Below are 23,053 nucleotides of genomic sequence, written 5' to 3'. Positions count from 1 at the left end.
GTCAGCTGACTGGTGATCAGACCAATCTTGTGTGGAAGGGGATGTAGTGGAGCTGTCGGTGAAGAGCGAAACCGCCCAATACCTGGTTCAGGAGCTGATCCGCGCGGGAGTGTCCAAGGTTGATGCCTCTGTGCTGGCGCGCGGCATGTACTCCTCCGATGCGAGCCTGTATCGCGTGGTGCCTACGGTGGTCGTCCGGCCCCAACACGTCGACGAGCTCCACGCCGTCCATGAGATCTCGCGATCGGTGGGCGCGCCGGTCACGATGCGCGGGGCCGGCACCTCGATCGCGGGCAATGCCGTGGGCGAGGGGATCGTCGTCGACACCCGAGACCTCAAGCGCATCATCTCCATCGACCCGGATGCCCAGACCGCCACCGTCGAGCCGGGGGTGGTGCACGCGGACCTGCAGCGCGCAGCGGCACCGCATGGCCTGCGCTTCGGCCCCGACCCCTCGACCCATTCGCGGTGCACCATCGGCGGGATGATCGGCAACAACGCCTGTGGTTCCCGCGCACTCGGATACGGTCGCACCGCGGACAACGTCGAGGCGGCCACCGTGCTCTTCGGCAACGGAGAGGTGGGCAGCTTCGACTCACGCAGCGGCACGGCGCAGGGAGTGACGGCGGAGAAGCTGCTCGGCCTGGCCGAGGGCAATCTGGCTCATGTCCGCACTCGGTTTGGGCAGTTCAGTCGCCAGGTCTCCGGCTACAGCTTTGAGCACCTGCTGCCCGAGAACCGGAGGCGCATCGAGCGGTTCCTGGTGGGCAGCGAGGGCACGCTGGCAACGGTGCTCGAGGCCGAGGTGCGATTGGTCGTCGATGACCCCCGTCGGCTCCTTCTTGTGCTCGGCTACGACTCGGTCAGCGAGGCAGCCGACGCTGTCCCGCACATCCTTGACGCGGTCCACAGCGAGTTCGGGCCCAACAGCCTGATCGCCTGTGAAGGCATGGACTCCCGACTGGTAGCTCTGGTCCGCTCGGCCGGCAAGCCGGTGCCGCAGCTGCCCGGAGGCCAGAGCTGGCTGTTCGTAGAGGCAGCAGGAGAGGCGGCGAGCGCGGTCATCGAGAAGGTCAGGGCCGCGTCCGCTGCCGTGGACACACGATTCATTGAGAGTCCCGCCGAGGCTGCCGCGCTGTGGAAGATCCGGGAGGACGGGGCGGGACTGGCCGGGATCAGTCTGGCCACCCCGGCGCATTCGGGGTGGGAGGACTCCGCGGTGCCCCCGAAGCACCTCGGCGCGTGGATGCGAGACTTCGAATCGCTGCTGGAGGAATTCGGCCTCCATGGCTACCCCTACGGTCACTTCGGCGACGGATGCATCCACTGCCGCATCGACTTTCCCTTCCAGCATGGAGATCCTTCCAGCACCGGGGTGTTCCGAGAGTTCATGCTGGCCTGCGCTGAACGGCTCTCCGTCTACGGCGGATCGCTATCAGGGGAGCACGGTGACGGACGCGTGCGCTCAGAGCTGCTGCCCTTCATGTACGACGAGACCTCCCTGGATCTCTTTGCCCAGGCGAAACGGATCTGCGACCCGCAGAATCTGCTGAACCCCGGGATCATCACGGGTCCGCAGACCGACGGCGCCCGAGCGGGCCAGCCCGGCGGCACCGGCGCCCGGCCCAACACCGAGGACATCCGCCCCACCCGGCCGAAGCAGACCCTGCCCTGGCCCGGACTGCTGATGACTCACGACGACGGCGACTACGGTGCCGCTGTGCACCGCTGCTCCGGCGTCGGCCGCTGCGTGGCGCCGAAGACCAACGGGGTCATGTGTCCCTCTTATCTGGCGACCACGCTGGAGAAGGACTCGACCCGGGGCCGGGCCCGCGTCCTCCAGGAGGCCATGGACGGGACGCTGGTGCACGGGCTCGCCGACCCCGCGGTGCACGAAGCCTTGGACCTGTGCCTGTCCTGCAAGGGCTGCGCCTCGGACTGTCCCGCCGGGGTGGATATGGCCGCCTACAAGGCCGAGGCACTGCACCAGAAGTACGACCGTGACGCAGACGGGCTCCCGCGGCGCCGGCTGCGCCCGCGCAGCCACTATGTCCTGGGACGACTCCCCGTCTGGGCGAAGCTGGCCGCACCGGTGGCGCCCGTGGCGAACCTGATGATGAAGCTGACCCCGCTCGCCGCGGCAGCGAAATGGGTTGCCGGCATCGATCAGCGCCGGTCCGTACCGAGGTTCGCGCGCCGGACGCTGCGCCGAGCCGATCAGAAGCTGAGCCCCACCACCAGTGCCAGTCCCAACAGCACCGACCGGCCCGACGTATGGGTCTGGGCCGATTCCTTCACCAACCACTTCTTTCCCCAGTCCGGGCTGGCGGCGATCGAATACCTGCAGTCACAGGGCCTCGAGGTGCGGCTGATCCAGAAGGAGGGCTGCTGCGGGCTGCCGTGGATCTCGACCGGACAGCTGGACCAGGCCCGTCGGCGGATCACCCAGGCCGTCGAGGTGCTCGCCCCCTATGTCAGTTCAGGGGTGCCGGTGATCGGCCTGGAGCCCAGCTGCCTGGCCACGCTGCGCAGTGACGCGCTGGAGCTCTCCGACAGCGAGCAGACCAGAACCGTCGCTGCGGGAGTGCTCACCTTTGCTGAGCTGCTCACCCGTCTGGAAGGCGAGGGCCGGGTGCGGCTGCCTGACCTGAGCGGGGTCGACGTCGTCGCGCAGCCGCACTGCCACCAGTCGGCGATCATCGGGTGGGAAGCTGACCGGGCGCTGCTGGAGAAGGCCGGCGCCGAGATCACCAAGGTCGCGGGATGCTGCGGGCTCGCCGGGAACTTCGGCGTGGAGAAGGGTCACTATGAGACCTCCGTCGCAGTCGCCGAGACCTACCTCATGCCAGCGGTGCGGGACCAGCAGCAGCGTGGTGGGGACACCGTGGTCCTCGCGGACGGGATGTCCTGCCGGATCCAGCTCGATGACCTCGCTGATGTTACGGCGATGCACCTCGCGGAGCTGCTGAACGCACGGAAGTGATGTCTGCGGCGTCAACTCACGCGGGGTCTCGATGACATCGGGCCTGGTGCCGTTGAGACCTCCCGGCGCCGGATGCCGCGGATGAGCAGGTAGCCAGCCAGCCAGAACTCCCCGATTTCTGTGGGAATGGTCATCGCCTCAGCAACGACGTCGAGGTCGGGCAGGAACGGGGATCCCGAACGCGCTGAACGTGTACCCGACGCCGCCCACGATCGGGAGCCAGTCCAGGGGTCGGGGCATCCACTGTGATTCCAGCACCAGCGGACCCATCGGGGTGAGCCGCAGACCGAAGAAGATCGCCGTCGCGTCCCGGATGTTCGCGCTGAAGGCGTAGGCGAACTGAACGGTCGCCTCGGCGGCGCCTCCCGGCGCCAAGCCGGGTACGCCGGCGACACTCTGCGCGGTGGCGATGATAGCCGCGCTCGTGAGGATCGCAACAGCGTTCACGAGTCCGAAGGCCATGACGGCTCCCGCCGCAACCACGTTGACAGTGCGGAAGAGCCTGAACAGCCACAGCGCGACGAGGGCCTGGGTGAGAACGATTCTGATCCTAAGGGCGATGCCTGCGCGAGCGAGCGAGTCATTGTCGACCAGCTGGCCGAGGGTGACGTCGAGCTTCGCAGGTTTGATGCGACCGGCCCCGCCGAATGGCGACTCCTGGTGCGCGAACGCTGCCTGGTCTCGCGGGAGATCATGCTGAGCCATCCGTGGGCTTCGAGCCTCATGGTGTCGGGCTCGAGTGTTCCGTTCGGCGCCCTTCGTCGATACGAGGCTGTTGTGGCGACGTTCGTCGAGGGCGACTTCAGCTATCACCTGGCCCACCGCGCCCTGCATACGTTGGGAAGCATGATCCTCGGATTCGTCCAGGAGCCCTTCAGCGCGCCGGCGGGTCAGATCGACGGCGTGGCGGACCCGGCGAGCTCGGCCAGCTTCGCGACGATGATGCTCCACCTCACAGCTATGGCAGAGGCGGAGGTGCGCTCGGCGCACGACCTGATCCTGGGGTGGTGGGACAGTCAGGCAGAGTTCGAGTTCACCCTCGACCTGCTGCTGGACGGGCTGGCTCGGTTAAAGGCCGCTGAAGAGACCTGCGACAACGTCCCGGCCAAGCCCTGACGGTAGTAAGCGGAGCTGGATGCTGCGGCTCCGGCACACATCCTCTCGTGAGAGCGGACTGAACCCTATCTGCTCGATTGCCTCGTGCAGTCTCGGGGAGGTGCATGAATCGTGACTCAATCGGTGTGCTGTGACCCTTGGTCTAGATCCTCGCGGGTACCCCGCGTAGCATTCGATCAACGGACCAGTTCCATCGCAGGAAGAAGGGACCATCGCCGTGAAGATTGCGACCACCGAGGACACCTGTGTTGCAGCCGGACAATGTGTGCTGTCAGCACCGAACGTGTTCGCACAGCGTGCCGACGACGGCAAAGTGGAGCTGCTCAATGAGAGTCCTCCCGAAGCAGAGCACGACCTTGTCCGAGAAGCTGCGGACTTCTGCCCATCCGCGTCCATCCACATACGGGAGTAGAGCCCAGAGCGTTGTGGGCCCGGCGGATCCACCAAGACGCTCGCGAGGGGTACAGCTTCAGGCGACATGGTGTGCCAGACCGATGGTGCTTCTGTGGAGTGCAAAGTTGCGCCCCGATGACTCATCGCAGGCGGTTGATGAGACCGCGTCGGGTGAACTGGAGCCGGATCCGGTGGTCGTGCCCGGGGTCTCAGAGTCAGAGGCGTGCCGGGCGGAGTAGCCGGGTTGCCGGTTCCCGACTCGAGACCGGGAAGCGGGACCAGCACTTCCGGGACGGGCTCGGTCACATCTGAGGCGGGTGACGTCGTGCGGGGTGTGTGGGAACGGGGCGCTCCGGTCACTTGTAGTCCTGCGCTTCAGCATCGTCCAGGAGGTGGTCAGGGAGACGACTGCCGGGGGCGCGGCTCCGGATCTCCAGCAGGGTGCGGGTATGCGTCCAGAGCTCACGGTCCTCCTCGCTGACTGGCTCCCATGGAGGAACGGGGACAGAAGTTCCGTTCTCGTCGCGGGCGACCATGACGGTGATGCAATTCGTGGTCTGAGTGAGTTCGCCGCCCTTGGGGTCTCCCGAGCGGACCTCCACGGCGATATGCATGCCCTTGTTGCCGGTGTAGATCAGTCGTGCTTCCACCTCGACGAGGTCCCCGATGCGCAGCGGGCGGGTGAAGCGGATCCCGCCGGAGAACACCGCCACAGTGTCTCGGCCGCAATAGCGGGACGAGCAGAGGTAGGCGGCGGTGTCGATCCACTCCATGACGACGCCGCCGTGGACCTTGCCGCCCCAATTCACGTCCGTGGGTTCTGCCAGGAAACGCAGCGTGACGCGTTCGGCGGTGCCTGCGTCGGTGTAGCGCTGGCTCTTCAGCGCCGCCGTGATTGCATTGCGGATGGGGACGCGTGACATGGCGTAATCGCGGGCACGCTGCTGCTCCAGGGTGTGGGGGACGAATTCCGGCACCGGCGTGGCGTGGCCGTTCGCGTCCACCGCCACGAAGATGACGAGGCAACGGGCGCGCTCCTCGAGGTGTCCCGTCTTGGGGTCGCCAGAGCGGACCATCGTTTGGATATGCATCGAGGTCCGGCCCGTGTAGAGCACGGTGCCGGTGACCTCCACCATCTCGCCGACTTGGACCGGATCGTGGAAGTGGATGTTGCCGACGTAGGCGGTCACACAATAGCTGCCGGACCAACCGGTGGCCGCAGCGAAGGCCGCCTTGTCCACCCATTCCAGGACCCGACCGGCATCAACGGTCCCGGCCTTGCCGCGGTCCGTGGGCGCGGCAAGGAAACGCAGAGTGACCTCGTGACGCTGGCCGCTGCCGCTCGTCCGGGTGGCCATCGCTGAGGGATCAGGTCCGACTTGCACCGGGCTGGCGCGCGAATGTGTTCCATTGGGGTTCAGACTGGAACTCGAGTTCATTTCAGGCCGGTCTCCTGTCCGCGCATCAGCGCCTTGAAGGCCATGACTCCCTCGTCCATAGGCCTGACCCGCAGCACATTCGTTGTGGGTTCGATCGTTTCCGGCTGTGTGATGGCCAGGTCGAACGTCGGCAGACCCCAGAGGATATGGATGCCGTAGGTGCGGTGGCGTTTCGATGCTCTCAGTCACGACCACGACCACGACCACGACCACGACCACAACCGCAGACGTGGCCGGTCCCGCAACGTGTTCCCTGTTCGGGGGTTGGCGCGGCAGGGATGGGACTGGCGACCTGGGTGAGAGGACGACCAGGAGTGAATTCGTGCCCACGGCTCATGGGTCGCCGCAGCTTCGTGGAACATCACGGAAGCACCCCCCTCTCCAGTCGCCCTGGGAGCGAGGCGCTCTCACCTCAGGGAGATACGTCAAGACTACGCGAGAGCCGTGTGCACAACGTCGGGATTCTCGTCCTACAGGGCCGAGTTCAACGGTGAAGACGTCTGAATCTCCACGCTCGGGGTCCTCGACGCCCGGCGCGCGCCCGGTAGGGTGATCATCAGGCGCTGACATGGACCAATGCGTCTCATCAGTAGTAGTACGGGAACTCAGACCAGTCGGGTTCGCGCTTGGCGAGGAAGGCGTCGCGGCCCTCCACCGCCTCATCGGTCATGTATCCCATACGGGTGGCCTCCCCGGCGAAGACCTGCTGGCCGGCGAGACCGTCGTCGGGGGCGTTGAAGGCGAACTTCAGCATCCGGATGGCCTGCGGGGACTGCCGGGCGATGTCGGTGGCGTAACCCAGGGCGACCTCCTCCAGCCGCTCGTGGTCGACCGCCTCGTTGACCGCGCCGGCGGCCACCATCTCTTCGGCCGAGTGTTCACGAGCAAGGAAGAAGATCTCACGGGCCTTCTTCTGACCCACCTGACGGGCCAGCAGCGCCGAGCCGTAGCCGGCGTCGAAGGAGCCCACGGTGGCGTCGGTCTGCTTGAACTTCCCGTGCTGCGATGAGGCGATGCTCAGATCGGCGACCACGTGCAGCGAGTGCCCGCCACCGGCCGCCCAGCCGTTGACCACGGCGATGACGACCTTGGGCATGGTGCGGATGAGCCGCTGAACCTCAAGGATGTGCAGCCGCCCGGCTCGGGCCGGATCGATGGTCTCGGCGGTGTCACCCTCGGCGTATCGGTACCCGTCACGGCCACGGATGCGCTGGTCCCCGCCGGAGCAGAAGCTGTGCCCGCCGTCCTTGGGGGAGGGCCCGTTGCCGGTGAGCAGCACCGCACCCACGTCTGGGGTCATCCGGGCATGGTCCAGGGCACGGTAGAGCTCATCCACGGTGCCGGGCCGGAAGGCATTGCGCACCTCGGGGCGGTCAAACGCGATGCGCACCGCTGGCAGATCTGCGGTGATCGTTCCGTCCTCGTCGCGCTGCACGCGCCGGTGGTAGGTGACGTCGGTGAAGTCGAATCCCTCCACGGTGCGCCACTGCCACGGGTCGAAGATGTCGGAGACCTTCGCGGGCAGGCTGGGGACGGTCGGGCTGCTGGGGGTATCGGATCCGGTCACATGGCCGAGTCTACCGAGGAGCATGGGTGCGTCGTCGTCATGATCTCGCTCGCGGATCTTCGCGACGCTCTACGATGTCTCGGGAGAGAGTGGGCCTGGACCACAGTCAAAGCCGCTGATGAGGCGGTGCTGGAGAGGGAGAGCATGACCGGGAAGCGTTTCACCGAGGAAGCCTGGGCGAGCACGGAGGCAATCCGTGCCGAGATCGAGAAGCTGCCGTTCCTGCAGCAGCTCGAAGACGGGTCGCTGCCGCGGGCGACCTTCGAGCACTATATGGGCCAGGACGCGCTGTACCTGACCGAATACGCCCGGGCGCTCGCCGCCTGCGCCGTTCAGTCCACCGACCCCGAGCACATCATGTTCTGGTCGCGAGCCGCCGCCGGAGCGATCGAGGAGGAGCGTGCGCTGCACGCGACCCATGTGGTGGACTTCTCCGCGGTGCAGCCCTCACCGACCACCGTCGCCTACACCTCCTACGAGCTCGCCCTGGTCTCGGCCGGCTCGCTGCCGGTGCTGGCGGCGTCGGTGCTGCCCTGCTTCTGGATCTACGACGACGTCGGCACGCGTCTCAAGGCCCGGGTCGGGACCCTCGATGGGCACCCCTACGCGGACTGGATCAGCGCCTACGGGGATCCGGAGTTCCACGAGCTCACCGAAGCTGCCAAGCAGGTCGTCGACGAGCTGGCGGAGACCGCCAGCGAGCAGACCCGGGCCGCGATGCACGCCGCCTACCGCCGGGCGAGTCAGTACGAGTGGATGTTCTGGGACTCAGCCCACCGGCAGGAACGCTGGCCGGTCGGCTGAGCGAGGATGTCATACACCGACTCGGCGGCCCCGCGCAGCCTCCCGAACAGGGGGATCAGTCGGGCCTCTGAACCAGGAAGATCATCTCCGGGGAGTCATCGCTGAGCTCTTCGCGGTCCCAGTCGCCCCAGAGCTGAACCGGGCGGAACCCGGCGGCGCTCAGCGTCTGGCGCAGGACCGACAGCGGCCGGTAGCGCAGCGTCTCCTCGGCGATGAGCTCACGGGAATCGGGCAGGATGTTGTGCGCCCGGGCGGTGATGAGCGCGCCGTCCGCCGGGTCCTCGGTGACGCGGACGATCTCCATCCAGGAGGTGAACTCTCCGCCGTCGGGGTGCGGCTGGGTCTCCCGGGTGGACTCCGGATCCCAGGCGTCGAGCTCCAGCGCGGCCGGGTTGCGCACCTCGAAGGCCAGATGCCCGCCGGGCCTCAGCGCCTGGAAGGCGTGGTCCAGCACGGCCTCCCAGTCGGCCCGGGTGAGGAAGTACTGCGCCACGTGGCCCTCCATGACGACCAGGTCCGCCGCCTGCGCCTCCAGCTGATCGGCGAAGCCGTGGATCCAGCGCGGCGGCGGAGTCAGCTGCGACTCGGCGGTCCGGGAGCGAGCGACGTCGATCATCGCCGCCGCCGGGTCCACACCGGTGACCTCGATGCCATGCTCGGCCAGCAGGATCCCGAAGACCCCGGTGCCGCAGCCGATATCGGCCACGCGGGCGGCACCGAGCTCCTGGGCCAGCTCGAGGTAGAACTCGTGGTCCCAGCCCCCGGAGTTCTCCACGTCATAGATCGCCACAAGCTCCGGGTCCGTCACCCAGGCGAAGGCCGGGTCCACCTCCGGGGCTGAATGTCGGCTCGAGCTGCCCGGCTCCGCAGGGTCCCCGGGGCTTTCGGTCTCGGCAGGGCTCATCGGCGCGGCTGGCTTGCGCTGGGAATCTCAACGGCGCTGTGAATCTCACCGACGCCCAGACGCTCGCTCGCGCCGAGGTGATGCGCGATGAACGCGTAGTCCCAGGCGCGTTCCTTCCAGGTCTCATACCGGCCCGACGCCCCGCCGTGGCCGCCTTCCATCTCGATCTTCATCACCACGGGGGCCTCGCCGCGCTGGTGCTCGCGCAGCACCTGCACCCATTTCGCGGGCTCCACGTAGAGCACCCGGGTGTCGTTGAGGCTGGTCACCGCCGCGATCGCCGGGTATGCCACGTCGCGGACATTCTCATAGGGCGCGTAGGACTTCATATAGCGGTAGACCTCCGGGTCGGTGATCGGGTTGCCCCATTCCTCCCACTCCAGCGCCGACAGCGGCAGCTCCGGGTCCAGGATGGTGGTCAGGTTGTCCACGAAGGGCACCTGCCCCAGGATCGCCACATACTTCTCCGGGGCGAGGTTGGCCACCGCTCCCATCAGCAGTCCGCCGGCGGAGCCGCCCAGCGCGGCGACCCGTGCCGGATCAGCCCAGCCCTGGGTGATCAGGTGATCGGTGGCTGCGATGAAGTCGGTGAAGGTGTTGGTCTTCTTCAGCTTCTTGCCGTCCTCGTACCAGCCGCGGCCCAGCTCACCGCCGCCCCGGATATGCGCGATCGCGAAGACGACCCCGCGGTCCAGCAGCGACAGCCTTGGGATTCCGAAGCTTGGATCCATGCTCATCTCATAGGAGCCATAGCCGTAGACCAGCGTCGGATTCGTGCCATCGGCTGAGACATCGCGATGATGCAGCACCGTGACCGGAATCGCGATCGCCGAGCCGTCCGCGCGGGTGTCCCCGCTGGGTGCCCAGATCCGGGTGGCGCGGTAGGCGCCGAGATCCACGTCGTTCACCGGGGTCTCCCGGCGCAGGAGCGGCTCCGCGGTCTCATGGTCGATGTCATAGATCCGGGTCGGGGTCAGCCAGGACTCATACGCCACCCGGAACAAGGGCGCCTCGTACTCCGCGGCGATCACCGCACAGGTGTAGAGCTCCTCGTCGAACTCCGGGCCGGGCAACGTCGAGGTCGGCACCGGGTCGGCGCCGGCGAGCGCCGCGCGCAGCTGCTCCAGGCTGAGCAGCTGGATGGACTCGATGGTGTCCCGGCGGGCGGTGACGATGATCTGCGCGGCGGTGACGCTCACGCCTTCGAGCTTGACCGTCTCCTCATGCGGCAGCACCGGCCGACCCAGGTCCAGCGGCCGGTCAGCGCTCGGCGCGGCGTTCGGGTCCTGGGCGGTCAGCGCCGCGGCGGTGGTCACCGAGAGGGCGTTGTTCGGTCCGGACTGGTTGTGTGTGACCAGCAGCAGGCGCTCGCCGTCGAGCTCGATCGGGTCGATGCTGTGCAGCAGGCGCTGCTCGGCGCTGATCAAGAGCACCGGCTCCGCCTGCGGGTCGGTGACGTCGAGGAGCCGGGACTCGTCGTACTCGGAGTTCCCGGAGATGATCACCAGTTCACGCTTGTCCGCGGAGAGCCCGACGCCGGTCCAGAGCTGCTCGTCGCTGACCTCCAGGATCAGCCGATCCTGCTCCGCGTCGGTGCCCAGGGTGTGCATGTACAGCTGGTGGGGCCGCCACGCGGCGTCGGCCACCATGTAATAGGCGCGCGCGCCGGAGGGCTCCAGCACGGGTCCGCCGTGGACGTTGCTGATCTGCTCGGGCTGGTTCTCCCCGGTGGTGAGGTCGCGGAAGCGCACGGTGTAGTGCTCGTCGCCGGAGGTGTCCTCGGAGTAGGCCAGCAGCGTCCCCTCGGCGTTCAGCGACATCCCGCCGAGCTGGTAGAAGGGGTGCTTCGCGGCCTCGGCGTTGGTGTCGAAGAAGGTCTGTTCACCAGGGAGGACGACGCCGGCCTCGACCTGCGGCGGAGTCCAGGACCCGCGCTCGACGTCGTTCTGCTCGGTCTCCGCTGCGCTGCCGGCGGCGACCCGGCAGTACACCGGGTGCTGCTCGCCTTCGATGGTGCGGGTGAAGTACCACCAGTCTCCGCGGCGAGAGGGGACCGAGAGGTCGGTCTCCACCGTGCGGTGCTTGATCTCGTTGAAGATCGTCTCGCGCAGCGGCTTCTGCGCGGCGGTCACCGCATCGGCGTAGGCGTTCTCGGCGTGCAGATGTGCCAGGACCTCGGGGGAGTCCTTGTCCCGCAGCCATTCGTAGTGATCCACGAAGGTGTCCCCGTGATGGGTGCGTTCGGTGGGGACCTTCTTGGCCTGCGGGGCAGTTGAATCAGACATGCCGCCATTCAATCAGACCGCCGAAGTCCGCATCACTCCCCGGCGCGGACCAGCCCGCACTCATAGGCGTAGACCACCATCTGGGTCCGGTCGCGCAGCGCCAGCTTGGTCAGGATCCGCGACACATGGGTCTTCACGGTCTGCTCGGCGAGAAAGAGCTCAGCGGCGATCTCCGCGTTCGACCGGCCACGGGCGACCGCGGTCATCACCTCCTGCTCACGCTCGGTGAGCTCGGAGAGCAGCCGCGACTGGACCGGGGTCGCCGTCGGGCGGGCAGCATAGTCCGCGATCAGGGTGCGGGTGATCTTGGGCGAGAGCAGCGCGTCGCCGTCGGCCACCACCCGGACGGCCTGGACCAGCTCCTCCGGGGTGGCATCTTTGAGCAGGAAGCCGCTGGCTCCGGCGCGCAGCGCGTCGAAGACGTACTCATCGGCGTCGAATGTGGTCAACATCAGGATCCGCGGGGGAGTCCCCTCCATGCTGAGGATCTGCCGGGTGGCCTCGAGACCGTTGACCTTCGGCATCCGGATGTCCATCAGCACGACGTCTGGGGTGGTGCCGCGCACCACCTCCTCGATCCCCTCACCATCGGCGGCGGTGCCGGTGACCGTGATGTCCACCTGAGCGTCGAGTAGGGCGGCGAAGCCGGCGCGGATCATCGACTGGTCATCGACGATGAGCACCCGGATGGCAGAGCCGGAGAGCGGGGCCGAGGAGTCGGCGGAGACGGCGGGGGGCATGCTTCAACGCTACCCCGGTACCGCGCTCGCCGATGCCTATGGTGTGATGTGAACACCATGCCTCCCCAGCCCAGGATTCCCCAGTGCACAGCCCTCGACCTGAATCCCTGACCCGACGGCTCCTGCGCGACAGCGCCTATGTGTTGCCGGGGCTGCCGATCGCGCTCTTCGGCGCCAGCCTGCTGATGACCCTGCTGGCGGTCTCCATTGCGACGGCGCCGCTGTGGGTGGGTGCCCTGGTGCTTCCGCTGGCCCTGGTCACAGCCTCGGAGTTCGCGGAGCTCTCCCGGCGTCGGCTGCGGATCTGGGGCGCGGTGCTCGCCCCGGTGAGCTATCGGCCCAGGGACCCGGGCCTGGCCGGTCGACTGCGCCCGGTGGCCGACCCTCGCCGCTGGCTGGATCTGATCTTCGAGATGATCCTCGCGCTGCCGGTGCGGCTGGTGACCTTCGTCGTGGCGGCCCTCTGGATCCTGATGGGCCCGGTGGGGCTCACCTACTTCTTCTGGTCCCGATTCATCCCCGGGGAACGGGGCCTGATCCGAATCCTGGAGCTGATCGAACCCGCGCTGGTGCCGGCCAGCGGGTTCTGGCAGTACGTGCTGGACGCCGCCGTGTTCTTCATCCTCGGCGTGGTCTTCCTGGTCACCCTGCCCGCCGTGATGCGCGGGCTGGCCGCACTGGATGCGCTGCTGGCCACGAGCCTGCTCGGCGCAGGCGGCCGGGGCCGACTGATCCCGCTGGAACACCCCCAGGCGCATCCGCTGGAGCGCACGCTCTCCCGCGCCGCCGTGGGTCGCCCGGGAGCCCGGGTCGAGGAGTCCTCAGCCTCCTTCAGCGCCGCCGCCTGGTCCTGGATCGGGATCTGCTTCGCCGCGGTGGTGCTCTTCGTGGTGGCCTGGCCGCTCACCACCACGGTCTATGGGATCCACCCGGCCTTCGCCCTGGTGCTGACCCTGGGGCACTGCCTGAGCCTGGTGCTCACGCTGAAGTTCCCCTGGGCCGGGATCGGCGCCTCGGTGCTGGTCTCGGCGGCACTGATGGGCGCCACCGCGGAGGCAGGGGTGGGGATCTGGCCCTGGCCGGTCACCGCGATGCTCATCCAGTGCGGGGTGATCCTGGTCGCGGCGCTGCGCGAACCCTGGTACTGCGCGGCCAGCGGCTGGGCGGCCAGCGCGCTGCTCACGTTCGCGGCCATCGTCATGGCGGCCCCGGAGCTTCCTGACGGGGCGGTGAGCACCGGCATCGTGTTCGCCTCGGTCGGCGGGGGCGTCGCCGTGCTCGGCAGCCTGACCCGGCAGTGGATCCGCGACGCCGACCGGCTGGAGGTCTCCGAACGCACCAGCGCCCAGCAGAGCCGGCGTCGTCGGGAGCTCGAGGAGCGCAACCGGATCGCCCGGGAACTCCACGACGTGGTCGCCCATTCCATGTCGGTGATCAGCGTGCAGGCCGCAACCGCCCGCTACCGGCTCCCTTCCATCACGCCGGAGGCGCAGCAGGAGTTCGAGGAGATCGCCCGGTCCTCGCGGCAGGCGCTGGGGGAGATGCGGATGCTGCTGGGCACCCTGCGCAGCGAGGAGGAGGCCCCGACCGGGCCGACCCCGGGGCTCGCGGAGATCTACTCGCTGGTCGAAGCCACCCGCGCCTCCGGCACCCCGATCCGGGTCACCGGGCTCGACGTCGTGGAGGCGTCCTCCGCCGTCGGCCTCGCCGCCTACCGGATGGTCCAGGAGGGGCTGAGCAATGCGCTGCGCCATGCGCCCTCCTCCACGATCGAGGTCAGCGCCGAGCTGATCGGAGAGTCCGACAAGGATTCGGAGCCCGCGGACACCCGCCACCTGCTGATCCAGGTGCGCAACACCGCCCCGCCGCACCCGGTCTCGGTGCCCGCGCCGGGCGCCGGCCTGGGACTGGAGGGCATCCGGGAGCGGGTCAGCGCCGTCGGCGGCACGGTGGAGACCGGGGAGACCCCGGACGGCGGATACTTCATCCGCGCCTCCTTCCCGCTGTGAACCACGCGCACCCCCTACCCGGGTAGGGGGTGAAGATGGCTCCGCCGGGTGACGCGCGGGAGGTCTCAGCTCGATAACGTAGGAGCATGACAATCACTGAGACACGGTCGGAGGCCGCGCAGGGCCGCCCCGAGCGGGTGCGCCCAGCAGGTAACAAGCAGGTCAACGAATTCTTCGAACTCGCCCAGCGGGTCAAGGATGAGGGCCTGATGGACCGCGGCGCCTCCAGCTACGTGCTCCGTGTGATCGTGCTGACCCTGGCCTTCGCCGGTGCCTTCGTGGCGATGTTCACCCTCGGTGACAGTCTCTGGCAGCTCGCCCTCGCCGCGTTCTTCGGGATCCTGCTCACCCAGGTCGCCTTCCTCTCCCACGACGGCGCACACCAGCAGGTATTCCGCACCGGCAAGCGCAACGAGTGGTTCGGCCGGGTCACCGGCAACCTCATCGTGGGCCTGTCCTACGGCTGGTGGACCAAGAAGCACGGCAGGCACCACGCCAACCCGAACACCATCGGCAAGGATGGCGACATCGCCCCCGGCGCCCTGGTCTTCGTCGCCGAGGACGCTGCGCAGCGCACCGGCTTCATGGGCTGGCTCGCCCGCCGTCAGGGCTGGATGTTCTTCCCGCTGCTGACCCTCTTCGCGATCGCGCTGCACTACAACGCGCTCAAGACCGTCTTCACCGCCAAGAAGCTCAAGCGCCGCAAGACCGAGCTGGCCATGCTGGCCGTGCGGCTGATCGGCTTCCCGGTGCTGATCTTCCTGGCCATGAGCCCCGGCCTGGCACTCGGCTTCCTGGCCGTGCAGCTGCTGGTCTTCGGCGTCTACATGGGTGGCAGCTTCGCCCCGAACCACAAGGGCATGCCGATCATCCCCAAGGATTCCGACATGGACTTCCTGCGCCGCCAGGTGCTGACCTCCCGCAACATCAAGGGCGGTCGGGCCATGGATGTGGCCATGGGCGGGCTGAACCTGCAGATCGAGCACCACCTCTTCCCGCGGATGCCCAGCCCCAACCTGCACAAGGTCAAGCCGATCGTTGAGGAGTTCTGCGCCGAGAAGGGCATCAGCTACACCGCGACCGGACTGGTCCAGTCCTACGGAATGGTGGTCACCTACCTCAACCGCGTGGGTCTCGGCTACGCCGACCCGATGGACTGCCCGATCATGAACCAGTACCGCCCCCGCTGACCCTTTCTGGGTCTCGGCAGGCCCGCAGCACGGGGCCCTGCGCACCCGTTGCTCGCCGCCCGGTTCACTTGTGGACCGGGCGGTTCTGCTCTGCCCGGCGAGGAGCCTTCAGGCCTTCCGAGCAGTGCGGGTCAGCCGCCGGGTCTCGCTGGAGAACAGGGGAATCAGCGCCGCGCTGAGCAGAAGTGCCGGCGCGGAGGACAGCGCGGCTCCGGCCAGGAACAGCCACGGTGTCGGTGAGGCGGTCGCCTCGGCCAGCCCATGGCGAGCCACCGGCCCGAGCAGCGCGGCGAGCCCGAGCACGGTGCCCATCACGCCGAGCGTCAGGGACAGTCCCGCCTGACGTCCCCCGGGGATTCCCGGTTCCGCGGGCAGCGGCGCGAGTTCCGGGTCTCGCGCCTCCACGTGATGCACCACGGCTCCGCCGAGCAGCGTCCACGCCGCCACCACCAGGTAGGCCGCCATCATGTCGCTGGGCAGGTGCCAGCCCTCGATATAGATGTAGCCGCCCCACCCGGCGGCCCAGAGCCCGGCCAAGACCCCCCAGAAGGCGCGGTCCCGTGGTCGGCAGATCAGGAACGCCGCCGCCGCGGCCCCCGCGGCCATGGTCGTGTGACCGCTCGGAAGCGAGTTGGCCGGCCACTCCGAGCTCAGACTCACCAACGTGGGCCGCCCAGACCAGACCAGCTTGATCACCTGCGTGGTGACATTGGCGCCCAGCGCCACCGCGGCCCCGCACAGCAGGATGAGCCAGCGCTGGTGGGGCCCGCGCTGATGCGCCAGTGCCACGCAGGCCAGCGCTGGCGGCAGCAGGATCCAGGCGGTGATCCAGTCGTTCTGCGGGCTCAGCGGCGGCAGCGGATTCCAGGTCCCGGAGGCGGTGCGCTGCATCATCTGGTCCAGCAGCTGGCCCGGTCCGGTGCGGACCGCGCCGAGGTAGAGCACCCCGAAGAGCGCCACACACAGCAGAAACCCGGCCACCCACCGCTCGAGGTGGAAGGCCGGGTTTCTCTGGTGCAAAGGCATGCGGTTATTCTGCCGCACCTCTCAGCGGTGGGTGTGCGCGCGCTCCGACTCTGACTCGGGTGACGTCGCGGGTGCAGGCTCAGTCCGGTGGTCGGCCATGTCGGCCTCGGTCCAGCACTCGATGTTGCGCAGATCCGGCATGTCAGAGGCGAGGAACAGCGGATCGAGACCCTGTCGCTTCTGCGCCTCATAGTGCTTGAGCAGGCGCACGGCGGTGCCGCCCAGCAGAGTGATCACGACCAGGTTGTACAGCGCGATGATGACCATCGTCACACCGGCGATGGCCCAGGCCAGGTCCACCGGGATGATCGCGCCGAGGAAGACGACGCCGGTGAGTGCCACCGCATAGATCTTGCGGCTCTTCTCGGAGTTCGAGATGAACAGCACGTTCATCTCACCGTAGGAGTAGTTGCCCAGGATCGAGGTGAAGGCCAGCAGCAGGATGATGACCGCCAGCGCGATCGCGCCGAAGGCTCCGAAGTTCGCGGTCAGCGCCGCCTGCGTCAGCTCACCGCCGACGTTGGTCTCAGCCCGGAACGCCTGATCCGGGAAGGTCACCAGGATGATGAACGCAGTGACCGAGCAGATGACCAGCGTGTCCAGGTAGACCCCCAGGGTCTGCACGAGCCCCTGCTTGACCGGGTGTGACACGTCGGCGGTGGCCGCGACGTTGGGGACCGAGCCCATGCCGGCCTCGTTGGAGAACATGCCGCGCTGGACGCCGGCGGAGATCATCGCGCCGAGGGCGCCGCCCGCCGCGGAGGTGAAGTTGAACGCCTCGCCGAAGATCATCCCGAACACCGCCGGGATCGCTTCGATGTTGAACGCCACCACGACCAGTCCCAGCAGGATGTAGGTCATCGCCATGATCGGGACTACCCGCTGGGTCACCTGCGCCACTCGGCGCAGTCCGGCTAGGACCACGAGCCCGGTGAGCCCGGTGAGCACCACGGCGAGGATCCAGACCAGGCTGGTGGTGTCATCCATGCCCAGCTCGGTGGCCGCACCGGTCGCGGCGTCGACGATCGTGTTGGACTGCAGCGAGGTGAAGGAGAGCGCGAAGCAGAAGATGAAGATCAACGCGAAGACGATGCCGCCGGAGCGGGTTCCCAGCCCACGCTCGATGTAATAGGCGGGCCCACCCTTGAAGGTGTCGAAGCGGCGGACCTTATAGAGCTGAGCCAGGGTGGACTCCACGAAGGAGGCCGCCGAGGTGAAGATGGCCATCAGCCACATCCAGAACACGGCCCCGGGGCCGCCCAGGGCGATCGCACCGGCCACGCCGGCTATGTTGCCGGTGCCCACTCGTGCGGAGGCGGTGATGGTGAAGGTCTGGAAGGCTGACAGCGATCGGGTGCGGCCGTTCTCGTCGCTGGTGGCCTTGTCGGTGATGGCCCGGAACATGTCCGGGATGTGGCGCAGCTGGACCAGCCGGGTGCGGAAGCCGAGGTAGAGGCCCACGAAGACGATCACGGGAATGCCGAGCCACGTCCACGCGGAGTCCTCGATCAGGCTGATCGTAGAGAGAAGATCGTCATTAGTCATAATGGGCTGACTCTACCGCCCACGGCACCCCAAGCCTCCTCCCAGCCTGTGTTCGGATGGTGAGGCAGAATGGGGGAAACTACGGTTTCACAGAAGGTGATCACGATGGACCACGCTCCCGAATCTGCGCTCTTCCGCCGCCTGGACGACCACGTCTTCCTCGCCGAGCTGGGAGGCCCCACGCCGCTCAACGTCGGACTGATCCTGGGGGAGGACACCGCCGTCCTCATCGACCCGGGTCCGGCCGAGGGTGACCATGAAGCACTGCTGGCTGCAGTGCGTGAGCTCAGCTCCGCCGAACTGGTCGTGGTCAGCACCCACGGCCACCCCGACCACATCGGGGCCAATGACTTCCTGCGCCGCCACGGCGTGCAGCGCATCCTCGCCCATGCCGACGCCGGGGTGGTGACCGCGACCGACCTGGTCTCCGCGGAGCCGGTGACGCTGCAGCTGGGAGGAGGCGTCGACGTCGTCGTCGAGCATCTGGGCCGGGGCCACACCCAGGGAGACCTGGTGGTCGGCGTCAGCGCCGAGGGCTCCGCCGGGATCATGTTCTGCGGGGACCTGGTCCGGGAGGGCGATGACCCGGAGTTCCATGACTCCTACCCGAAGGAATGGGTCCGCGCGCTCGGCCGGCTGTGGTCCATGGCAGGGGCCTACCGCCGCTTCATCCCCGGTCACGGGCACGAGGTCGACGCCGACTTCGTCGCTTCGATGCGCCGGAGGATGCAGCAGGGCTACAACGTCTCATCCCAGGCCATCCGCGATTCGGTCAACGACGCCACCAAGGCGATCCCGATCGTGCCCTACGGGCCGGGAGAGTCCCGAGAGCTCATCACCCGGCTGCGCGGCCGCTGAGCGACGGGCGCGCAGGCCGCGTCGTCGCCGGCTCAGACCCGGTAGAGCTCGGTGAACTCGGGTGGGATCGGGTAGTGCACCGTCTCACCCTTCGGGGAGGGGACGGGGGCGCCGCGCTGGCGCCGGCCGGTCTCCGCGCCGAACAGGTTGATCCCGGCGGCGGCCATCAGGAAGCCCGGGCCGATGGAGAAGAACAGCCCCGCGAACCAGTGCCAGAGGCTGGGCTCCTCCCCGGCGAGCGCGATCCCGCTCCAGCCCCCGGAGAAGAGGAAGCACAGCACCGCCACCACGGTCAGGGTCACGCCGAGGAACCAGGCGAGTCCGGCCAGCGGGGCGGTCTCGGGCTCATAGTCCACCACCGCGGTGTTCCATTCGGGACCGGTGCGCATGACCAGCCAGCCACCGATCAGGGCCCAGACGGCCACCACCAGGTAGGCCGCGATCACGTCGGCCGGGCGGTGCCAGGTCTCGGTGAACGTGTAGGCACCCACCAGTCCGGCGTAGAACGCGGCCAGCACCGCGACGAAGGGACGCTGTCGCGGGGAACTGACCAGGAAGACCGCCACCGCCATCGACGCCGCCAGGGTGGTGTGCCCGGAGGGCAGGGAATTGCCGGTCCAGTAGGGGACGCCGTTGTCGAGGTCGGGGCGGTCGAGCCAGAGGGTCTTGAGCACCTGGGTGGAGAGATTCGCGCCCACCACCGTGGCAGCCGCGATCAGCGCCGCCAGGAAGCGCTGCCGGGCCAGCACGATCACCAGGAAGATCACCGCCGGCAGCGCGATGATCACCGGGCTCAGCCACCACAGGTCGAAGCCGCGCTCGGAGAGCGAGGTCACCCGCTCCGCCGCGGCGTCGAGCATCGCATATTCCACCCACTGCCCCGAGTTGGAGCGGACGAAGTACTCGTAGACGGCGATGAAGACCGCGCAGCAGAGAAGGATTGAGACGATCCACAGGCCTGTGCGCCGGGCCGGGGGACGAAGTGCGCGGGCAGCTGACATGTCCATCAGTATCGCAGGTCCACCCCTGCCTAGACTGAACGGCATGGATCACCACACCCCGGGCCCCGCAGGCCTGAACGTCAGCTGGCAGCTCCCCGAGGTGGAGGAGATCCTGGCCCAGGCGCATGTGGTCTCGCTGCCGCTGCGCACCCGCTTTCGCGGTCAGACCCGCCGCGAGGCGATGCTCTTCCGCGGACCGGCCGGCTGGGGCGAGTTCGCGCCGTTCCCGGAGTACGGCGCCGGCGAGTCCGCGCAGTGGCTGCGCGCGGGGATCGAAGCGGGCTGGCAGGGGTTCGGGACACCGCTGCGGACCCATATCCCGATCAATGCCACCATGCCGGCAGTCTCCCCGGACCAGGTCGAGTCGGTGCTGACCCGCTTCGGCGCGGTGGAGTCGATCCCGGCGGTGAAGATCAAGGTCGCTGAACCCGGTCAGACCCTCGACGACGACGTCGCCCGGTTCCGCGAGGTGCGCCGGCTCGCCCCCCATGCAGGGCTGCGCGCGGACGCCAACGGCGGCTGGAGCATCGCCGAAGCCGTGCCGGCCCTGGAGCGGCTTGCCGAGGTCTCCGGAGGGCGCTTCGAATACGCCGAACAGCCGGTGGCCGGGGTGGAGCCGCTGGCGGATCTGCGCGAGGCGCTCGCCGCCGCGGGAGTCACCTCTGCGGGGGTGCCGCTGCGGATCGCCGCCGACGAGGCGGTGCGCAAGGCAGAGGACCCGCTGCGAGTGGCCAGGCTCGGCGCGGCGGACCTGATCGTGGTCAAGGTCCCCCCGCTCGGCGGGGTGGAGCGGGCGCTGCAGATCGTGGAGCAGGCCGGCCTCGACGCGGTGGTGTCCTCGGCGCTGGACACCTCGGTGGGCCTGGCCGCAGGCCTCGCGCTGGCCGCCCGGCTGCCCAGCCTGCCCTACGCCTGCGGGCTCGGCACCGCCGCATTGTTCGAGCACGACGTGACCCACGCTCCGCTGATCCCGGTCGCCGGCGTGCTGGCGGTCCCCGGTGCGGTGACGCCGTCGTCGGACCTGCTTCACCGTCACCGGTTCAGTCCCGAGCGGGCGCAGTGGTGGATCGACCGGCTGCGTGCCGCCCACCGGGTGCTCGCCGCGGAGCTTCTAGGATTGAGCACATGACCACACCCCGGCGCCCGTTCCGTGAGTTCGATGACGCCTACGACGTGGAGTCCCTGCGCCTGGCCCGGCGGGTGATCCGCGGGCTCACCATGAGCATGCGGCACATCGTGCTGGCCCCGGGCTCGCGGTCGGCGCCGATGGCGTATGCGCTGCGCGAGGCCGAGGCGCTCGGCGCGATCACCGTGCATGTGCGCATCGATGAGCGTTCCGCGGCGTTCACCGCGCTCGGGATGGCGATGGCGACGAAGTCCCCGGCCGGGGTCGTGACCACCTCCGGCACGGCGGCGGGGAACCTGCTGCCGGCGATGATGGAGGCCGATCTCTCCGGGGTCCCGCTGGTGGCGATCACTGCGGACCGGCCCGAGGAGCTGCACGGCACCGGCGCGAACCAGACCACCTGGCAGCAGGGGATGTTCGCCGGTCGGGTGCGAGATGAGATCCACCTCGAACAGGGCGAGGCGCGGCTGGAGCCGGAGTCACGCGATGACATGCTCGCCGCCGAGACCCAGGTGGGGCTGCTGCTGCGCGTCGCGACCGGGTCCGCCCCCGGTCCGGTGCACCTGAACATCGGGTTCCGCGATCCGCTGGTCCCCGCCGCACCGGGGGAGGGACGCAAGAGCGGAGCCCAGCGCTGGGCCCGGACCCCCTTCCTTCCGCGCAGCCGAGGCACCGACTCCGCCGAGCAGCTGCGCGCGGAGATCATCGGCACCGAGATCCTCAGGTCCGGGAGCTCGGCCACGGGAACACCTGCGGCCGGGGCCCCGGGGGAGCGTGCCGGTGGGACACCTGCTGAGGCCCGTGGTGAGGCAGCCGCCACGCTGAACCCCGCCGCGGCGGAACTCGACTCCCCGGCCGGGGCACGTCCTGAGTCACCGGCCGAGGCGGCGGCCGAGTCACCGGCCGAGTCACCGGCCGAGGCGGCGGCGAGGTTCGAGGCCGGGCTGGGCACCGCGCGCACGGTCTTCGTCATGGGCGCCGATGCCCCGGCCGAGGCGCGCGAGCTGGCCCGGCGGCTCGGGCACCCGCTGCTCGCCGAGCCCAGCAGCGATGCGCGCTGGAGCGATCTGGGCACCATCCAGGGGTACCGGCTGATCCTGCAGGCACCGGAGGGTTCCCCCGCCAGCGTCCTGGCGGGAAGCATCGAACGCGTCGTCGTCGCCGGCCGGCCCACCCTGACCCGTCCGGTCCAGCAGCTGATCAACCGGGACGACGTCGAGGCGGTGCAGTACGCCCCCGGCGGGGAGGCCTGGTTCGATCACCGGCTCGCCCGCCGGCAGCTGCCCGACGTGCTCGCCCTCGCGCAGTTCGCCGCGATGGCCCCTCCAGGCTGGCATGACGCCTGGACCGAGCGCGGACTCGCGGCGCAGCGGCTCATCGACGCCGCACTGACCGAGCAGGAGGCCCTCGCCCAGGGGGAGCTCTCCTCGGTGCGGGTGGCGCAGTACGTGGCCGAGACCGTGAAGACCCCGCTGCTGCTGGGCTCATCCTCGGTGATCCGCGACGTGGACCTGGCCGCAGTGCTCAACCGCACCGTGCTGGGCGCCCGCGACGATGCCCGCCGGGTCTACGCGATGCGCGGTCTCGCCGGCATCGACGGCAACCTCTCCGCCGCCTCCGGGATCGCGCTGGCCCGCAGCACCCGGGTCACCGCTCTGGTCGGGGACCTGACCTTCCTCCACGACGTCAACGCGCTGCTGCTGCCGACCACCGAACGCGAGCCGGACCTGGACATCGTGGTGGTCAACGACTCCGGCGGTGCGATCTTCGATCAGCTCGAGCACGGGGCGGTCGGGCGCCGGGAGGGCCAGGCCGAGGCGGTGGAGCGGTTCTTCGGCACGCCCCAGACCGTGGACATCGAGGCGCTCGCCGATGCCTACGGCCACGAGTACCACTACGCGGAGGATCTCGAGTCCCTCGGCGAGGGACTCTCCGGTCTCGAGGACCGGGTGGGCATCCGGATCATCGAGGTGCGCACCGACAGGACCGTGCTGCGCGACTTCCACGCCAGACTACGCGCCGCCTCCGCCGAGCTCTGAGGACCTCCGTCGACCTCTGGCGACCCGG

At 68.8% G+C, this 23,053-nt stretch carries 18 protein-coding genes; 9 read left to right on the top strand and 9 right to left on the bottom strand.

What is annotated here, in order from left to right:
- Positions 1-58 precede the first annotated feature (58 nt).
- Positions 59-2,983 carry an FAD-binding and (Fe-S)-binding domain-containing protein gene (locus tag LTH96_RS09440; protein WP_241465463.1) on the top strand — a complete coding sequence of 975 codons (2,925 nt, stop codon included), beginning with the start codon at positions 59-61 and terminating at the stop codon, positions 2,981-2,983.
- Positions 2,984-3,121: 138 nt separating this feature from the next.
- Here the strand turns inward: LTH96_RS09440 and LTH96_RS09435 are convergent, their stop codons facing one another.
- Positions 3,122-3,688 carry a DUF4386 domain-containing protein gene (locus tag LTH96_RS09435; RefSeq protein ID WP_241465462.1) on the bottom strand — a complete coding sequence of 189 codons (567 nt, stop codon included), beginning with the start codon at positions 3,686-3,688 and terminating at the stop codon, positions 3,122-3,124.
- Between LTH96_RS09435 and LTH96_RS09430 the strand changes: the two genes are divergently transcribed.
- Both LTH96_RS09430 and LTH96_RS09425 read left to right on the top strand, forming a co-directional pair.
- Positions 3,677-4,099: a TetR/AcrR family transcriptional regulator C-terminal domain-containing protein gene (locus tag LTH96_RS09430; RefSeq protein WP_241465461.1), complete on the top strand. Its 423-nt coding sequence runs from the start codon at positions 3,677-3,679 to the stop codon at positions 4,097-4,099. The two genes, LTH96_RS09435 and LTH96_RS09430, sit on opposite strands and share 12 nt — an antisense overlap.
- A 217-nt stretch (positions 4,100-4,316) precedes the next feature.
- Complete coding sequence (locus tag LTH96_RS09425) at positions 4,317-4,511, top strand: ferredoxin (protein ID WP_342357798.1); 195 nt, start codon at positions 4,317-4,319, stop codon at positions 4,509-4,511.
- Between the two features lie 337 nt (positions 4,512-4,848).
- On the opposite strand, the gene LTH96_RS09420 is transcribed toward LTH96_RS09425, so the two are convergent.
- Together LTH96_RS09420 and LTH96_RS09415 are read right to left on the bottom strand one after the other, a co-directional pair.
- Positions 4,849-5,850: an acyl-CoA thioesterase gene (locus LTH96_RS09420; protein WP_241465460.1), complete on the bottom strand. Its 1,002-nt coding sequence runs from the start codon at positions 5,848-5,850 to the stop codon at positions 4,849-4,851.
- A 667-nt stretch (positions 5,851-6,517) separates the two neighbouring features.
- On the bottom strand, positions 6,518-7,522 hold the full coding sequence (locus tag LTH96_RS09415; protein ID WP_241465459.1) for a 1,4-dihydroxy-2-naphthoyl-CoA synthase: 1,005 nt from the start codon (positions 7,520-7,522) through the stop codon (positions 6,518-6,520).
- A 120-nt stretch (positions 7,523-7,642) separates the two neighbouring features.
- Between LTH96_RS09415 and LTH96_RS09410 the strand changes: the two genes are divergently transcribed.
- Positions 7,643-8,302, top strand: a complete 660-nt coding sequence (locus LTH96_RS09410) for a TenA family protein (RefSeq protein WP_241465458.1) — start codon at positions 7,643-7,645, stop codon at positions 8,300-8,302.
- 55 nt (positions 8,303-8,357) lie between these two features.
- Here the strand turns inward: LTH96_RS09410 and LTH96_RS09405 are convergent, their stop codons facing one another.
- From LTH96_RS09405 to LTH96_RS09395, 3 genes are read right to left on the bottom strand one after another with little or no spacing between them, the layout of a single operon-like run.
- Positions 8,358-9,206 carry a bifunctional 2-polyprenyl-6-hydroxyphenol methylase/3-demethylubiquinol 3-O-methyltransferase UbiG gene (locus tag LTH96_RS09405; RefSeq protein ID WP_241465457.1) on the bottom strand — a complete coding sequence of 283 codons (849 nt, stop codon included), beginning with the start codon at positions 9,204-9,206 and terminating at the stop codon, positions 8,358-8,360.
- Complete coding sequence (locus tag LTH96_RS09400; RefSeq protein WP_241465456.1) at positions 9,203-11,491, bottom strand: S9 family peptidase; 2,289 nt, start codon at positions 11,489-11,491, stop codon at positions 9,203-9,205. The genes LTH96_RS09405 and LTH96_RS09400 overlap by 4 nt, the downstream gene beginning before the upstream one ends.
- A 32-nt stretch (positions 11,492-11,523) precedes the next feature.
- Positions 11,524-12,231, bottom strand: a complete 708-nt coding sequence (locus LTH96_RS09395; RefSeq protein WP_241465455.1) for a response regulator transcription factor — start codon at positions 12,229-12,231, stop codon at positions 11,524-11,526.
- An 83-nt stretch (positions 12,232-12,314) separates the two neighbouring features.
- Between LTH96_RS09395 and LTH96_RS09390 the strand changes: the two genes are divergently transcribed.
- Both LTH96_RS09390 and LTH96_RS09385 read left to right on the top strand, forming a co-directional pair.
- Positions 12,315-14,240 (top strand): sensor histidine kinase, encoded by a 1,926-nt coding sequence (locus LTH96_RS09390; protein WP_241465454.1) that lies wholly within the window; start codon positions 12,315-12,317, stop codon positions 14,238-14,240.
- An 86-nt stretch (positions 14,241-14,326) separates the two neighbouring features.
- The gene (locus LTH96_RS09385) at positions 14,327-15,430 is read left to right on the top strand and encodes an acyl-CoA desaturase (protein WP_241465453.1); all 1,104 of its coding nucleotides are present in this window, start codon (positions 14,327-14,329) and stop codon (positions 15,428-15,430) included.
- 108 nt (positions 15,431-15,538) lie between these two features.
- Here the strand turns inward: LTH96_RS09385 and LTH96_RS09380 are convergent, their stop codons facing one another.
- Together LTH96_RS09380 and LTH96_RS09375 are read right to left on the bottom strand one after the other, a co-directional pair.
- Positions 15,539-16,456: a phosphatase PAP2 family protein gene (locus tag LTH96_RS09380; RefSeq protein ID WP_241465452.1), complete on the bottom strand. Its 918-nt coding sequence runs from the start codon at positions 16,454-16,456 to the stop codon at positions 15,539-15,541.
- A gap of 21 nt (positions 16,457-16,477) precedes the next feature.
- Positions 16,478-18,001 (bottom strand): sodium:alanine symporter family protein, encoded by a 1,524-nt coding sequence (locus LTH96_RS09375; RefSeq protein WP_241465451.1) that lies wholly within the window; start codon positions 17,999-18,001, stop codon positions 16,478-16,480.
- A 105-nt stretch (positions 18,002-18,106) separates the two neighbouring features.
- On the opposite strand from LTH96_RS09375, the gene LTH96_RS09370 reads away from it, so the two are divergent.
- Positions 18,107-18,859 (top strand): MBL fold metallo-hydrolase, encoded by a 753-nt coding sequence (locus tag LTH96_RS09370; RefSeq protein ID WP_241465450.1) that lies wholly within the window; start codon positions 18,107-18,109, stop codon positions 18,857-18,859.
- A gap of 32 nt (positions 18,860-18,891) precedes the next feature.
- Here LTH96_RS09370 and LTH96_RS09365 read toward each other — a convergent pair whose 3' ends face one another.
- Positions 18,892-19,860 carry a phosphatase PAP2 family protein gene (locus tag LTH96_RS09365; protein ID WP_241465449.1) on the bottom strand — a complete coding sequence of 323 codons (969 nt, stop codon included), beginning with the start codon at positions 19,858-19,860 and terminating at the stop codon, positions 18,892-18,894.
- 43 nt (positions 19,861-19,903) lie between these two features.
- Here LTH96_RS09365 and LTH96_RS09360 point away from each other — a divergent pair, with 43 nt between their 5' ends.
- Entirely contained in the window at positions 19,904-20,989 is a 1,086-nt protein-coding gene (locus LTH96_RS09360) for an o-succinylbenzoate synthase (RefSeq protein ID WP_241465448.1), read from the top strand.
- The gene (menD, locus tag LTH96_RS09355) at positions 20,986-23,025 is read left to right on the top strand and encodes a 2-succinyl-5-enolpyruvyl-6-hydroxy-3-cyclohexene-1-carboxylate synthase (RefSeq protein ID WP_241465447.1); all 2,040 of its coding nucleotides are present in this window, start codon (positions 20,986-20,988) and stop codon (positions 23,023-23,025) included. The genes LTH96_RS09360 and menD overlap by 4 nt, the downstream gene beginning before the upstream one ends.
- Positions 23,026-23,053 lie beyond the last annotated feature (28 nt).

The sequence above is a fragment of the Nesterenkonia sp. LB17 genome, assembly GCF_022565915.1.
In the GTDB taxonomy this organism is placed as follows: Bacteria; Actinomycetota; Actinomycetes; order Actinomycetales; family Micrococcaceae; genus Nesterenkonia.
The sequence above is the reverse complement of the archived record's forward strand: the minus strand, read 5'-3'. Positions and strand labels throughout refer to the sequence as shown.